Annotated in this window: 15 protein-coding genes; 13 read left to right on the top strand and 2 right to left on the bottom strand. The window is 49.7% G+C overall.

What is annotated here, in order from left to right; all coding sequences use genetic code 11:
• Positions 1 to 65 precede the first annotated feature (65 nt).
• The 9 genes from zapE (at position 66) to NFHSH190041_RS17175 (ending at position 8,750) form a co-directional block, all read left to right on the top strand.
• Positions 66 to 1,229, top strand: coding sequence for a cell division protein ZapE (gene zapE, locus NFHSH190041_RS17215; protein WP_261922938.1), 1,164 nt, complete (start codon positions 66 to 68; stop codon positions 1,227 to 1,229).
• Positions 1,230 to 1,552: 323 nt separating this feature from the next.
• Entirely contained in the window at positions 1,553 to 1,984 is a 432-nt protein-coding gene (gene rplM / locus NFHSH190041_RS17210) for a 50S ribosomal protein L13 (protein WP_261922937.1), read from the top strand.
• Positions 1,985 to 1,999: 15 nt separating this feature from the next.
• Positions 2,000 to 2,392, top strand: coding sequence for a 30S ribosomal protein S9 (gene rpsI, locus NFHSH190041_RS17205; RefSeq protein ID WP_261922936.1), 393 nt, complete (start codon positions 2,000 to 2,002; stop codon positions 2,390 to 2,392).
• A 261-nt stretch (positions 2,393 to 2,653) separates the two neighbouring features.
• Positions 2,654 to 2,842 carry a DUF2065 domain-containing protein gene (locus NFHSH190041_RS17200; protein WP_261922935.1) on the top strand — a complete coding sequence of 63 codons (189 nt, stop codon included), beginning with the start codon at positions 2,654 to 2,656 and terminating at the stop codon, positions 2,840 to 2,842.
• Between the two features lie 66 nt (positions 2,843 to 2,908).
• The gene (locus NFHSH190041_RS17195; RefSeq protein WP_261922934.1) at positions 2,909 to 4,204 is read left to right on the top strand and encodes an adenylosuccinate synthase; all 1,296 of its coding nucleotides are present in this window, start codon (positions 2,909 to 2,911) and stop codon (positions 4,202 to 4,204) included.
• A gap of 119 nt (positions 4,205 to 4,323) precedes the next feature.
• Positions 4,324 to 4,944: a tetratricopeptide repeat protein gene (locus NFHSH190041_RS17190; protein ID WP_261922933.1), complete on the top strand. Its 621-nt coding sequence runs from the start codon at positions 4,324 to 4,326 to the stop codon at positions 4,942 to 4,944.
• A 38-nt stretch (positions 4,945 to 4,982) separates the two neighbouring features.
• Positions 4,983 to 7,436, top strand: a complete 2,454-nt coding sequence (gene rnr / locus NFHSH190041_RS17185) for a ribonuclease R (RefSeq protein WP_261922932.1) — start codon at positions 4,983 to 4,985, stop codon at positions 7,434 to 7,436.
• The gene (rlmB, locus tag NFHSH190041_RS17180) at positions 7,437 to 8,177 is read left to right on the top strand and encodes a 23S rRNA (guanosine(2251)-2'-O)-methyltransferase RlmB (RefSeq protein WP_261922931.1); all 741 of its coding nucleotides are present in this window, start codon (positions 7,437 to 7,439) and stop codon (positions 8,175 to 8,177) included.
• 6 nt (positions 8,178 to 8,183) lie between these two features.
• A complete protein-coding gene (locus NFHSH190041_RS17175) occupies positions 8,184 to 8,750 on the top strand; it encodes a hypothetical protein (protein ID WP_261922930.1) in 567 nt (188 codons plus the stop codon).
• A 69-nt stretch (positions 8,751 to 8,819) separates the two neighbouring features.
• On the opposite strand, the gene NFHSH190041_RS17170 is transcribed toward NFHSH190041_RS17175, so the two are convergent.
• Positions 8,820 to 9,563: a YdiY family protein gene (locus tag NFHSH190041_RS17170; protein ID WP_410010885.1), complete on the bottom strand. Its 744-nt coding sequence runs from the start codon at positions 9,561 to 9,563 to the stop codon at positions 8,820 to 8,822.
• Between the two features lie 365 nt (positions 9,564 to 9,928).
• Between NFHSH190041_RS17170 and rpsF the strand changes: the two genes are divergently transcribed.
• Genes rpsF through rplI form a run of 4 tightly spaced genes read left to right on the top strand, consistent with a single transcriptional unit; the run spans position 9,929 to position 11,369 of the window.
• A complete protein-coding gene (gene rpsF / locus NFHSH190041_RS17165) occupies positions 9,929 to 10,330 on the top strand; it encodes a 30S ribosomal protein S6 (RefSeq protein WP_261922928.1) in 402 nt (133 codons plus the stop codon).
• Positions 10,331 to 10,338: 8 nt separating this feature from the next.
• A complete protein-coding gene (gene priB / locus NFHSH190041_RS17160; RefSeq protein WP_261922927.1) occupies positions 10,339 to 10,644 on the top strand; it encodes a primosomal replication protein N in 306 nt (101 codons plus the stop codon).
• A gap of 12 nt (positions 10,645 to 10,656) precedes the next feature.
• Complete coding sequence (gene rpsR, locus NFHSH190041_RS17155) at positions 10,657 to 10,884, top strand: 30S ribosomal protein S18 (RefSeq protein WP_025009344.1); 228 nt, start codon at positions 10,657 to 10,659, stop codon at positions 10,882 to 10,884.
• Between the two features lie 32 nt (positions 10,885 to 10,916).
• Positions 10,917 to 11,369 carry a 50S ribosomal protein L9 gene (rplI, locus tag NFHSH190041_RS17150; protein ID WP_261922926.1) on the top strand — a complete coding sequence of 151 codons (453 nt, stop codon included), beginning with the start codon at positions 10,917 to 10,919 and terminating at the stop codon, positions 11,367 to 11,369.
• Between the two features lie 73 nt (positions 11,370 to 11,442).
• Here the strand turns inward: rplI and NFHSH190041_RS17145 are convergent, their stop codons facing one another.
• Positions 11,443 to 13,638: a S46 family peptidase gene (locus NFHSH190041_RS17145; protein WP_261922925.1), complete on the bottom strand. Its 2,196-nt coding sequence runs from the start codon at positions 13,636 to 13,638 to the stop codon at positions 11,443 to 11,445.
• Positions 13,639 to 13,745 lie beyond the last annotated feature (107 nt).

Below are 13,745 nucleotides of genomic sequence, written 5' to 3'. Positions count from 1 at the left end.
TTTCAGCGGTATTGGCATGATAGTATTTTATTGACTCATATATGGACAATATTACAGGAATTCAAGTGGATCGATTAACTCCCTGGCAGCAGTATCAAACAGATTTACAGCGGGATGACTTTAGCTATGATCCCGCGCAAGAGCAGGCCGTTTTGGCGTTGCAGCAGGTTTATGATGATCTACTGACTGCACAATCCGCCTCAGGGGGACATTGGTTCAAATTGAAGCAACAGCTAGGGCTTGTGAAACTTCCACCTATGCAGGGGTTGTATCTCTGGGGCGGGGTTGGCCGGGGCAAGACTTACTTAATGGATGCATTTTATGAGGCGTTGCCGTTGGCGGGGAAATTACGCGAGCACTTCCATCATTTTATGCTTCGTGTGCATCGTGAGTTGGACCGGCTCAAAGGTCAGCAAGATCCATTAGAGGTAATAGCAAAACAGATGGCCGAACAATATCAGATTATCTGTTTTGATGAGTTTTTTGTCGCGGATATTACCGATGCCATGTTGCTGGGCACGTTATTCGAGGCGTTGTTTGAGCATGGCGTAGTGCTGGTGGCTACCTCCAATATTGTGCCAGATGAGCTGTATCGTAATGGGTTGCAGCGGGCCAGATTTCTGCCCGCGATAGCGTTGATTAAGCAACATTGTCGGGTATTAAATGTCGACTCTGGGGTGGATTATCGGCTGCGAACATTGCAACAGGCTGAAATTTATCACTATCCCCTCGATAAGCAGGCTGACGCGAATCTGTTGCATTATTTCACTTGTCTGGTGCCGGACACCCAGTCTTTCCCTGATGCGACTGAACAAGCCGAATCTACCGAGGCGATACAGGGCGTAAGCGCATCAGCGCTCACTATTGATGGCCGGCGCTTACCGGTACGCAGGCAGGCAAATGGCGTGTTGCTGGTAACGTTTCGTGCGCTGTGTGATGGGCCTCGCAGCCAGCGGGATTACATGGCATTGGCGCGGCAGTACCATACGGTTTTACTCAGCGGGGTGGAGCAGATGGGGGCGCAATCAACCGGCGATGATATTGCCCGGCGTTTTCTGGCATTGGTGGACGAATTTTATGAGCGGCATGTGAAGCTAATTATGTCTGCTCAAGTGCCGTTGGCGCAGATTTACACCACAGGACAACTGTCATTTGAGTTCCGCCGTTGCCGCTCTCGGCTTACCGAGATGCAATCCCATGACTATTTGGCACTTGAACATTTGCCATAAATCGCTAGACTGCGCCCTCCCGGATCCCTGCCGTACCGATCCGGGGCGAAGAAAAATGCTTCAATGTCTTATTTTTCTTCGGCTTTGTTCCAAGTAAAGACAGCGTATGCATTACATGGGCTGAGGGTTAACTCGCCCTAAAAAAACAGGTGATTTTTAGCTCAGTCTTGGCTATAATCCGCCACCTGCCCACGTTACTGCCGTCGATAAGACGGACATTGTATAGCTTGCTTCTTTGCTCGAAGGGGCATGGAACGGCATTTTCGTGTTATTTGCATTTGCAGATAACAGGTGAGACAGAATTTAACTTTGGGTTTTTCTAAATGAAAACTACTTTTACTGCTAAGCCAGAATCTGTATCTCGTGACTGGTATGTTGTTGACGCTGAGGGCAAGACCCTGGGTCGTATCGCCACTGAAATCGCTCTGCGTCTGCGTGGCAAGCACAAGGCTGAGTACACTCCACACGTAGATACCGGTGATTACATCATCGTTATTAATGCTGAGAAAGTAACTGTTACTGGCAACAAGGCCAAGGGCAAGACTTACTACTCGCACTCAGGCTTCCCAGGTGGCATCAAGCAAATCAGCTTTGAAAAGCTGCAAGCTCACAAGCCAGAAATGATCATCGAGAAAGCAGTTAAGGGTATGCTGCCAAAAGGTCCTCTGGGCCGTGCCATGTTCCGTAAGCTGAAAGTTTACGCTGGCACCGAGCATAACCACGCCGCACAACAACCTCAAGTTCTTGATATCTAATACGGGATAAAGCAAATGGCTGCAACTCAGTACTACGGCACTGGCCGTCGCAAAACCTCAACTGCTCGCGTTTTCGCTAAAGCAGGTAGTGGTAACATCGTAGTTAACAAGCGTCCACTGGATCAGTATTTTGGTCGTGAAACCGCTCGCATGGTTGTTCGTCAGCCACTGGAGCTGGTTGAAATGACTGAAAAGCTGGACATCTATGTAACTGTTAAGGGCGGTGGTATCACCGGTCAAGCAGGTGCAATCCGTCACGGTATCACCCGTGCTCTGATGCAACTGGATGAAGCTATGCGTCCTTCTCTGCGTGCTGCTGGTTTCGTTACCCGTGATGCTCGTCAGGTTGAGCGTAAGAAAGTGGGTCTGCGCAAAGCACGTCGTAAGCCACAATTCTCTAAGCGTTAATTTTACGCTGTCGAGTATTTCAAAAAACCCAGCTTATGCTGGGTTTTTTATTGGCTGAAATTTGGCGCAAGATTTTTAATTTGCCCATGAGTTTATCTCTACGCAGTGATAGTTTGATTGTGACGGCATTTCGACATTATGGGTAATGCGAATTGTTGCGAAAATGTAGCTGTAAAGGCTTGTTGGTTTCGATAGAAAAGCAGTCTGTTTGACGGTTGAAAATGTCGTTTAGTGTAGTGCCTTGAATAGGAGTGTATGACGATGTCATTCGAAGTCTGGATGTTGGCTCTGGGGATTGTTTTATTGCTTGAAGGATGTGGTCCATTGATTTTCCCTGAAAAATGGCAAGCCTACTTGCAGGAGCTCAGTCGAGCCCAACCTAATATGCTGCGCCGGATCGGCGGGGCCTTGGTCACTGCCGGAGTCGTTTTGCTGGTGATTTTTTCCTGATTACTCTGTTTTATTGTGCTGGTAATCTGTTAAGATTCTGCTTTAACCGCAACCTTGCAGCAAACAATGGGTAAAAACGTAGTTGTTCTCGGCACTCAATGGGGTGACGAGGGAAAAGGTAAGATTGTCGACCTTCTCACCGAACAGGCAAAATACGTAGTTCGTTATCAGGGCGGCCACAATGCTGGTCACACTCTGGTTATCGATGGTGAAAAAACCGTCCTCCACCTTATTCCGTCAGGTATCCTGCGTGATAACGTAAAATGCGTTATCGGCAATGGTGTTGTATTGGCACCAGATGCACTGATGACTGAAATCAACATGCTTAAAGAGCGTGGCGTTCCTGTTGAAGAACGTTTGCTGATTTCTGAAGCGTGTCCTTTGATCCTGCCATTCCACTGTGCACTGGATATGGCCCGCGAAAAAGCGCGTGGCAACAATGCTATCGGTACTACCGGTCGCGGCATTGGTCCTGCTTATGAGGATAAGATTTCCCGTCGTGGTCTGCGTGTTGGCGATCTGTTCAATGCTGAGCTGTTTGCCGAAAAGCTGAAAGAAGTGATGAAGTATCACAACTTTATGCTGACAGAGTTTTATGGTGCTGAAGCGGTTGATTACCAGAAAACACTGGATGATGCACTGGCAATAGCGGATTATCTGAAAAGTATGTGTGTCGATGTGGCTGAAATGCTGGATCAAGCACGCAAAGCCGGTGATAATATTCTGTTCGAAGGCGCACAGGGTACATTGTTGGACATTGACCACGGTACTTACCCATTTGTGACTTCATCCAATACCACCGCAGGTGGCGTTGCTACCGGTAGCGGTTTTGGTCCACGCCACTTAGATTATGTTTGCGGCATTATTAAGGCGTACACCACCCGTGTAGGTGCTGGTCCATTCCCAACTGAGTTGGATAATGAAATCGGTGATTACCTGGGAACTAAAGGTCACGAGTTTGGTGCCACCACAGGTCGTAAGCGTCGTCCAGGTTGGTTGGACGCTGTGGCTATGCGCCGCGCAGTACAAATCAACAGTGTCAGTGGTTTCTGTCTGACCAAGTTGGATGTATTGGATGGTCTAGAAGAGGTGAAAATCTGCGTCGGTTACCAGTATCCAGATGGTACTGTAGCCAAGACCACCCCTCTGGCAGCAGAAGGCTATGAGCAGGTAACCCCTGTGTATGAAACTATGCCAGGCTGGAGTGAAAACACCTTTGGTGCAACTTCGCTGGAGCAACTGCCTCAGGCGGCAATCAACTATATCAAGCGCATTGAAGAGCTGCTTGAAACACCAGTTGATATTATCTCTACCGGTCCTGATCGGAATGAAACCATGATTTTGGTGAATCCGTTCAACTGATGAGAAAAGGCCGCTAAGCGGCCTTTTTTAATGGCTTATTCAAAATCATAGAAAAGCTCTTCAGTTAGATTGCCGTCGGCCGATAGCAGGTATACCACTGCAAAACTTTGGATGCTGTTATGCTGCGTTGGGCGGTAACGCTGTTACTGTGGCAATTAAGTTTGCCCTTATACGGCGATGATTATAGGCTGGACATCTACAGCCAAGCTGAGCTGTTAACGCTGATCCAGCAGGACAAGTATCTGCAACAAGTCCAAGCAGATGATTGCCAGCTGGTACAGGATATTGAAGCCAGAGCTGACATCCTGCAACAGCCGCTTTATCAGTTTCTCTGGGGCGAAATGCTGAATTTCGGTATTTGTGTCCCGGTCAATCCATCCCGAGGGATGGTGCTATTACGGGCTGCCGCTGAACAAGGTAGTCCCGAGGCCATGGTGCAATTGGCCAAATATTATCAACACGGCCGCTTTGTGGTGCAAAACAAAGATCGGGCCGTACAGTATGTGCTTCCGGCCGCCGCCAATGGCAGCCAGCCGGCCAGAATGATGCTGGTCAGGCTGATGGCTGCAGGTTACGGCAGTCCCAGAGACTATGAACAGGCGTATCATTGGCTGTTTAATGAAGTATTCAGCGATGATGCGGTCAAACTGGAAGCCATGAAATTATTACAGGGATTAGAGGTGAAGATGCCTGCCAGTGTGGTGGAGAGAGCCCGCAACGCATCCTTGACAAGCCGGTGATCCCACCCTCGTAAGAGGGAAAGCGATATGGAAAATGAATGATAAAAGACCCTCATTTTGAGCGTGAACAAAACAAATACGACAATCCCATCCCCAGCCGTGAGTACATTCTAGAGTACCTACGTTCCCAGACTTCACCCCTGAACCGCGAGCGTATTGCTAACGCCCTAAAGATCACCGATGAAGAGCAAGTGGAGGCCCTGCGCCGCCGGTTGCGTGCCATGGAGCGTGACGGCCAGCTGGTGTTCACCCGTGGTCAGTGTTATGGCCTGCCAGAGCGGATGGATTTGATTGCCGGAACCGTACTGGGCCACCGTGATGGCTTTGGCTTTTTCCGCCCGGACGAAGGCGGAGATGATCTGTATATTTCCAGCCGGGATATGCAGATGTATTTCCATGGCGACAAGGTGCTGGCGCAGAAAGCGGGCAGTGATCGCAAAGGGCGACGTGACGCCCGTATTGTCCGACTCATCCAGCCGCGTAGCGCGCCGTTGGTCGGAAGGTACTATGTGGACTTTGGCATGAGCTTTGTCGTGGCCGATGATAAGCGCATTACTCAGGAAATTCTGATTGATGCCGCGGATCGCCACGGTGCTCGTCATGGTGATGTGGTGGTGATTGAGCTGACCCGTCGTCCAGGCCGCTATGTGAAAGCTGCCGGTAAAGTCACTGAGGTGCTCGGGCAACAGATGGCGCCGGGAATGGAGATTGAAATTGCGCTGCGTAACTATGATCTGCCCCATGAATGGTCGCCGGTGATAGAGAAAAAGCTGCGTCGGATCCCCGATGAAGTGACAGAAGCCGATAAAAAAGATCGGGTTGATTTGCGCCAGTTACCTCTGGTGACCATTGACGGTGAAGATGCCCGTGACTTTGATGATGCCGTGTATGCTGAGCGCAAGAAAAGCGGCGGCTGGCGGCTGTGGGTGGCGATTGCGGATGTCAGTCACTATGTCCGCACCGGCTCTGCGCTGGATGTGGAAGCTCGGGCGCGGGGGAACTCAGTGTATTTCCCATCCCAAGTGATCCCCATGTTGCCGGAAAAACTGTCTAATGGCCTGTGTTCGCTAAACCCCGGAGTTGATCGCCTCTGTATGGTGGCGGAGATGACGGTATCGGCCAAAGGTAAACTGTCTGGTTATAAGTTCTATCCAGCGGTAATGCATTCCCATGCCCGCTTCACCTATACCCAGGTGGCCGCCATGTTGGAAGGCGGTGAAGCGGCTCCTGAGCATGCAGCACTCTTGCCCCATTTACAGGTATTGCAGCAGCTGTATCTGGCATTGGATGAGCAGCGGGCTGAGCGGGGTGCTATTGCCTTTGAAACTGTGGAAACCCAATTTATTTTCAATGAACAACGCAAGATTGACCGCATCGTGCCTCGGGTACGCAATCAGGCGCATAAGATCATTGAAGAATGTATGATTTTGGCGAACGTAGCCGCGGCTAAGTTTGTCAAAAAACATAAAGGTGAGGTGCTGTATCGGGTGCATGAAGCGCCATCTGAGCAGAAGCTGACCCAGTTTAAAGAGTTTTTGTCTGAGCGTGGCCTGTCGCTGGGCGGTGGGCTGGAACCACAGCCAATCGATTTTCAACTCTTGATGGAAGCCATTGCTGACCGGCCTGATGCTGAGCTTATCCAGGTGATGTTGTTGCGTTCTATGCGTCAAGCAATTTACTCACCGGATAACGATGGTCACTTCGGTCTGGCGCTGGATGGTTACTCTCACTTTACGTCGCCTATCCGTCGTTATCCGGATCTGGTACTGCATCGGGTGATCCGCTATCTGCTGACCAAAGAGCAGGGCAGCGCCGATGAGAAATGGACCAAAGATGGCGGTTATCACTATCAGCTGGATGAGCTGGATAAGCTGGGTGAGGAATGTTCTAACACCGAGCGCCGCGCTGATGAAGCGACCCGGGATGTCAGCGATTGGCTCAAGTGTGAGTTTATGCAGGATCATGTCGGCGATACCTTTGATGCCGTGATTGCTTCAGTGACCAGTTTTGGCCTATTTGTCCGCCTTAACGAACTGTTTATTGATGGCTTGGTGCATATCTCCAGTTTGGGCAGTGATTATTACCAGTACGATCCTATGCGTCAGCGCCTGATTGGTGAAGCCTCTGGTCAGGTATATCAGGTGGGCGATCCTGTAACGGTGAAAGTCGCGGCAGTGAATCTGGATGATCGTCAGATTGATCTTTTGATGGTGGGCGATGACAATGGCCGCCGTAAAAACCGGGGCCGCCGGCCACTGACCGCCCGTGAGCGGGTCAATATGGAAGGCGCTAAGCAGGGCAAAGGCCGGGCTGACAGTGATGCCGGTAAACGGGGTGGCAGTAAGTCAGGCAGCGTGCGTGAAGAATTACGCGGAAGCACCAAACCCAAAGGCAAAAAAAGTTCAGCGAAAAAACGTCCGGCTAAGGCGGGCGCGAAAGCCAGTGCTGCCAAGCCAGCCAAAAGTAAAGCACGCAGCAAGAGAAAGAAGTAAATGAAAAAGCAAGATATGATTTTTGGCATCCACGCTGTGGAGTCTGTTTTGAAAAACAGTCCAGAGCGGGTACTGGAGCTGTTTTTGATGCAGGGCCGCCTGGATGAGCGGGTTGCTCCTTTGATTAAACTGGCTGCCGAGTATGGCATTTCTATGCCACAAACATCCCGTAAAGTGCTGGATGAGAAGGCGGGCAGCAGTCAGCATCAGGGCGTTGTGGCACGGGTTAAACCTGCCAAGGCGCTGACTGAGCATGATTTAGATACTCTGCTGGCAAAAACAGATACCCCATTTCTATTAATCCTGGATGGCGTGACTGATCCACATAACTTGGGCGCTTGTCTGCGTAATGCCGATGCTGCCGGAGTGCATGGTATTGTGGTGCCAAAGGATAATGCGGTGAGCCTGACTGCAACCGTGAGTAAGGTTGCCTGTGGCGCAGCAGAAACAGTGCCTTTATTCCAGGTGACAAATTTGGCCCGTACTATGCGCCATTTGCAGGAAAAAGGCGTGTGGATTATCGGTACTGCCGGTGAAGCCGATTGCAACCTGTACCAGGCTGATCTAAAAGGCCCTCTGGCGATTGCTATGGGCGCTGAAGGTAAAGGCTTACGCCGCTTAAGTCGTGAGTGCTGTGATACGCTGGTTTCCATTCCGATGGCCGGAGCGGTATCCAGTTTGAACGTATCCGTTGCGACCGGTATTTGTTTGTTCGAAGCCGTGCGTCAGCGACTCGGTTAATCTTTTTTGGCAACTGCTGCGGTGTACTGTAGCAGTTGCCTGTCTCCACTATTTCCTTCTTTCTTTATGCAAATTGATAAACAACAGCGGGAGCAACTGCAGCAGGCTTACCGCGGTGAACTTTATGGTATTGCTTTTTTCAGTACTATGCTGGCTGGGTTTCGTGATTGGGATGCTATGGGACGGCACCGTCACGCATTTGAACTTTTGCTGCAGGTTGAGCGAGTAACGGCGGCCCAGCTAGAGCGGCAATTGCCGAGCTTTGGCTGCGTCTGTCAGCCCCATGATGAAGAGATGGCCGCGAAAGGTGATGCTGATGCCAGCCGTTGGCTGAATCTGTCTTGGGAGAGTCTGATCGATACCATGGTCGATTGGGTGGCTCCGTATCAGGAAGTGTATCGTCAGCAGCGGGTGAAGGCTGAACAACATCATTCGCCAATGACGGAGTTATTCCATTTGGTGGATGAACATGAAACGGCAATCTATTGCTACTTGCTGGCGCAACAGCGTAATGAAGCCAATGCCACTCAGATCCTGTCTGATTTTATCGCTCGCCATCATGTAGCTTGTTGAGCTTTGCTGTGTGAGTAAATTTGCACATAACCCGGCTTTGGCCGGGTTATGTTTTAAGGCGGGCTTAGCTTATTGAAAGGTATACAGCAGATTAAACGTCGATATGGTATCGGTCTGTTGCGTACCTTCCGGTACTACTTGGGTATATTTGACGTTAAATCCCACCTTAAATGCCCAGTCCTGGAATACGGTATTTTTATAGGCTAAATCCAGTGCCACCGTATTGTTGTTCTCTCCCACTTCCGTGACCAAATCGGCGGTGAAGTTAGTGTACTCATGGATTTTTTGTTCAAACTTGGCCGTGGTACGCAAAATCACATCCTGCTCCGCGATGGGGTCTACCGCTGGATCATTACCATAAGGCAGGTTGTAACGATAACCCGGTGCGACTTCCAGGCTCATGCTGGTATTGGTGGTATTAATCGGTTTGAAACCATAGCCGGATGAAATTGTGGCAATACGGGTATACGAGCCGAATTTATCCCAGGTGAAATCCCCTTGGGCAAAAATATAGCCACTGTTGATTTTATAGTTGGACTGTAGTTGCAGATTGTATTTTTCAGCAGTGGTTTTTTCTGAGTCGGAAGCAAAGAAGGCTTTGACTGTACCTTCTTGTTTAAAATTATGGGTGTCATACACCAATTTAGTGCGGCCGTTAAAGCTGCTGGATTCAGTATTACCTGTATTGAGCTGAAATCCCGCCTCCACTTCAGCGGTGAAATCGCTAGGGGGTTCTTGATAATCTGGCGGCACTAACGCACAGGCAACACCTGGAAAAAACAACAAGCTAAGTTGGGCTGCACGCCGTAACAGGGGTGATAAAAAGGCTCTGAGCATTGTAATAATTATTCTGTGATTCAAGAGTCTGGCAGATGGGCGCATCAGCGCCGGTTGTCGCTTCACATCATACAATGAATGGGGTTTAGCGCAAGCCTTGGCCGCGGGCTAAACTCAGCGCTCAGTATTGTGATTTGAGCGGCGAGAATCCGGCATTAATGACGCCGCAGCAATGAAGATAAGATACGGCATTTTCCCACTCAAGCAGTGTTTTTACTGCTTGAGTTTTGTGCCGGGTTTATGTACTATCGCGCACCTTATCAGTCACTTTATCTCGTTCCTTGCCTCTATTTGGTTTGACTGAGCCAATCACGAGGCTACAAACCCGTAAGGAGCAATAAATGCGTCATTACGAAATCGTATTTATGGTTCACCCTGACCAGAGTGAACAAGTACCAGGTATGATCGAGCGTTATACTGGTGTTATCACTGAAGCTAACGGCACGATCCACCGCCTAGAAGACTGGGGCCGTCGTCAACTGGCTTACCCAATTCAAGACCTGCACAAGGCTCACTATGTTCTGATGAACGTAGAAGCTACTGCTGAGTCTGTTGAAGAGCTGGAGACAGCTTTCCGTTTCAACGACGCTGTTCTGCGTAGCATGGTTATGCGTACTAAAGCTGCCATCACTGAAGCATCTCCAATGGCTAAGGCTAAAGACGAGCGTGAAACTCGCCGTGCTGCAGCCGTAGAAAAAGTTGCTGAAGAAGTTAAAGAAAACGCTGAAGAAAAAGCTGAGTAAGTTTCTCTGTGACCGCCAATCATCTGGTGTTGTCTGGCCAGATACTGCGTTCCAGACAATTTGACAGCCCAGCCGGTATTGCACATTGCATACTGACACTGGAGCATAAATCCCAGCGCTTTGAAGTTGAAATGCTGCGGAATGTGTACTGTCAAATCCAGGTGGTATTAAGCGGAGATCGCTTTAATAGCATCACAGACAAGCTGAAAGCTGGCGTGGAGATTGAAGTTGCAGGCTTTATTGCACTGCAGCAGAGCCGCAACGGGCAAAACCGTTTGGTGCTCCACGCTGAAAATGTCGAATTGAAAACTTAGGAGACTGTCAACATGGCACGTTATTTCCGTCGTCGCAAGTTCTGCCGTTTCACCGCTGAAGGTGTGACTGAGATCGATTACAAAGATATTGCTACTCTGAAGAACTACATCACTGAGAGTGGCAAAATCGTTCCTAGCCGTATCACCGGTACTTCTGCCAAGTATCAGCGTCAGCTGGCTCGCGCTATCAAGCGTGCTCGCTATCTGTCACTGCTGCCTTACACTGATCTGCATCAGTAATTGGCACTGGTTCTTAGCTAGAGGAATTGATAATGAACATTATTCTGCTTGATAAAATCGCAAACCTGGGCAACCTGGGTGACCAAGTTTCTGTAAAAGCTGGTTATGCACGTAACTACCTGCTGCCTCAAGGCAAAGCTGTTGTAGCTAACGCTGCTAACACTGAAGTTTTCGAAACTCGCCGTGCTGAACTTGAAGCTAAACTGGCCTCTGAGCTGGCTGCTGCCCACGAGCGCGCTGAGAAAATCACTGCTCTGGAAGCTGTTGTTATTGCTTCTAAAGCTGGTGACGAAGGCAAGCTGTTCGGTTCTGTAGGTACCCGCGATATCGCTGATGCAGTAACTGCTGCTGGTGTTGAGCTGGCTAAAGCTGAAGTTCGTCTGCCACTGGGCGCTCTGCGTACCACTGGTGAGTTCGAAGTTGAAGTTATCCTGCACACCGAAGTGAAAGGTATGGTTAAAGTTTCTGTTGTTGCAGAAGCTTAATTAACCTTTACCGTGAAAAACACCGCCTTAGGGCGGTGTTTTTTTATGTCTGGATTTTAGCTATCACAGCCGATCAGTGACGCACGACTTCCAACTCGGCCAATAAATTGTGGGCATTATCGACTTTATCCATCATCCAGAGGATATAACGGATATCCACATGTACCGCCCGGGTGATCTCCGGATTAAAGAACCAGTCTTTGGTGATGGCCTCATAGGTGGAGTCAAAGTTGAGTCCGACCAATTCCCCCTGACCATTGAATACCGGTGAGCCAGAATTTCCCCCTGTGGTATCTACACTGGAAAGGAAATTGACCGGGACTGAATTAAAGGCGTCAGGCTTATCCTGGCAGGAGAATAGCCTACATAGCCAGCCGCGGTGATCGCCATACAGATCCTCAACCTTGTGCCCTTGGGTATCATTGCTGGCAATGGCACTGAGCACTTTTTGCGGGGCATTAAATGGCGCTTGACCTGTGTGCTTGGCTGCAATCCCTTCCAGTTTAGTAAACGGCTGTTTATACAAGGCATCACGGGACTGGTAACCATCAACCATACCGTAGGTGATCCTTAATGTGCCATTGGCGTCAGGATATACAGGCCAATTATTGGCTTTGTAATAGTCAATCACCGCAGCCATATATTCAGGCCGGGCGAGGGACAACTCTCCGCTGAGGGTTTTATCCTCTTGCTCCTGAGCAATATTTTCCGGGTACAGTGCAACCGCTAAGCGGATAAAAGGATCGGCACTGCGCTCAAATTCGCCGGGGGTTTTCTGCATCCAAGCCAGACGAGTATCGGTATCCATCAACCCGGTGAGGGAGTACATGCCTCGAAGCCGCTCAGCCAATGGCTGTGTCCCGTTCTCAAGCAATAATTTATCCAGCACCTCAACCCTGTGGGATTGATCTCGGTATGCTTCAATATCCTGCTGCCACAGCGTCCGGTCCACCTCGGCATCAAAACTGCGGTTTAGCCGCGTCAGTTTTGCGGCAAACATGCGCAGATCCCGCTGTTGATAACCGGCTTCGCGCTCGGCATCCGGTTTTTGCTGCTCTTTAGCTAACCGGTAAAGTTGCTTTGCGGCATCAAGCAGTGCACCTGATTGGGCATTATTGAAATAAAACCGAGTCTGATATTGCGCTTGACGCTCCGTGATCAAGCGCTCAAGGGTCTGCATCATCGCCTTGCTGTTAGCGCCTTGGCGATCAATATGGCGGGTAAAATCATCTTCGCGTTGCTGTTTGATCCCGGCGATATCAGTACTGCGAAAACCATCCAGTAAGCCATTGAGCTTTTTCATCCGATTGGCGTTACCTGCCAGCATACCGGCGTATTTAATTTTGATATCACTGCTGTTGGCCCCCATGGCTTCTAGCGTGTCTATCTGACGCTGATATCTGTCAGCCAGTACCGGATAGAGCCAGTCGCTGGCAAATTTTAGCTCAGAGGTGAGTCGATAGCGGCTGGTTGAGCCGGGATAGCCAGCGACAAAGACGCCATCCCCGGCTTTTACCCCATCCGCGTTGACTTTCAGGTGGCTGGCGGGTTGATAGGGCACATTATCCTGATGGTAAGCTGCCGGTTTGCCATTTTTGCCGACATAGGCGCGCAAAAAGGTAAAATCACCACTGTGGCGAGGGAACTCAAAGTTATCGATATCGCCGCCATAGCCGCCCACACTTTCAGGGGGAGCGTAGACTAGGCGCACATCCCGAATAATCAGCTGTTTAATTAGGTAGTATTCCAGTCCACTGTGAAAGCTGCGCACTGAGCAGCGATAATTTTCATCGCTTTCACACTGCTTCACTAACGCCTTTTTTTGCGCCTCAATAGCTTGATAACGCGCCAGCGGCTGCTGAGGGAGCTTGGCTGTAATGTGTTTGGTAACGTCTGTTACCGCTTCAGTGACATAGAGGCGCTCATTAGGGCCTGCTGAAACCTCTTCTGCGAGCGTTTGCGCCAGAAATCCATTGGCCAGATAGTTGTGAGCAGGCTTGGTATTGTATTGAATTGCCCGATAAGCACAGTGGTGGTTGGTGACAACTAAACCTTTAGGGGAAACGAAACTGGCGGTACAATAGCCCAGTCCAACCACAGCATTCATTGGATAGCGGGTAAGATCAGCCAGTTGTTTGGCCGGGATATCAATGCCCCGCTGCTTGAGTTTGTCAGCAATCATGGGCATTTGGTAGGGTTGCCATTGACCTTCATCGGCCAAGGCAACACCGGATGACAGCAGCAGGGCTGCAACCAATGCATTGCGCATGTTCATTCCTTATTGTTTGTAATTATGTCCGTTTTGTTGGATAAACAGGTTGTTATTGTTGGGTTAATTGTTTTACCCAGCTGATTTATATCATATTTGTAAAGCTG

The sequence above is a fragment of the Shewanella sp. NFH-SH190041 genome (assembly GCF_024363255.1).
In the GTDB taxonomy this organism is placed as follows: Bacteria; Pseudomonadota; Gammaproteobacteria; order Enterobacterales; family Shewanellaceae; genus Shewanella.
Note: the sequence above shows the minus strand (reverse complement) of the source record. Positions and strands in the feature narration are given on the sequence as shown.

Bases quoted from the DNA above. Each gene is read 5' to 3' on its own strand.
- NFHSH190041_RS17190 (WP_261922933.1), top strand. From the start codon at position 4,324: ATGCTGCGTTGGGCGGTAACGCTGTTACTGTGGCAATTAAGTTTGCCC.
- NFHSH190041_RS17200 (WP_261922935.1), top strand. From the start codon at position 2,654: ATGTCATTCGAAGTCTGGATGTTGGCTCTGGGGATTGTTTTATTGCTT.
- rpsI (WP_261922936.1), top strand. From the start codon at position 2,000: ATGGCTGCAACTCAGTACTACGGCACTGGCCGTCGCAAAACCTCAACT.
- rpsR (WP_025009344.1), top strand. From the start codon at position 10,657: ATGGCACGTTATTTCCGTCGTCGCAAGTTCTGCCGTTTCACCGCTGAA.
- rlmB (WP_261922931.1), top strand. From the start codon at position 7,437: ATGAAAAAGCAAGATATGATTTTTGGCATCCACGCTGTGGAGTCTGTT.
- rplM (WP_261922937.1), top strand. From the start codon at position 1,553: ATGAAAACTACTTTTACTGCTAAGCCAGAATCTGTATCTCGTGACTGG.
- rplI (WP_261922926.1), top strand. From the start codon at position 10,917: ATGAACATTATTCTGCTTGATAAAATCGCAAACCTGGGCAACCTGGGT.
- rnr (WP_261922932.1), top strand. From the start codon at position 4,983: ATGATAAAAGACCCTCATTTTGAGCGTGAACAAAACAAATACGACAAT.
- NFHSH190041_RS17195 (WP_261922934.1), top strand. From the start codon at position 2,909: ATGGGTAAAAACGTAGTTGTTCTCGGCACTCAATGGGGTGACGAGGGA.
- rpsF (WP_261922928.1), top strand. From the start codon at position 9,929: ATGCGTCATTACGAAATCGTATTTATGGTTCACCCTGACCAGAGTGAA.
- NFHSH190041_RS17145 (WP_261922925.1), bottom strand. From the start codon at position 13,638: ATGCGCAATGCATTGGTTGCAGCCCTGCTGCTGTCATCCGGTGTTGCC.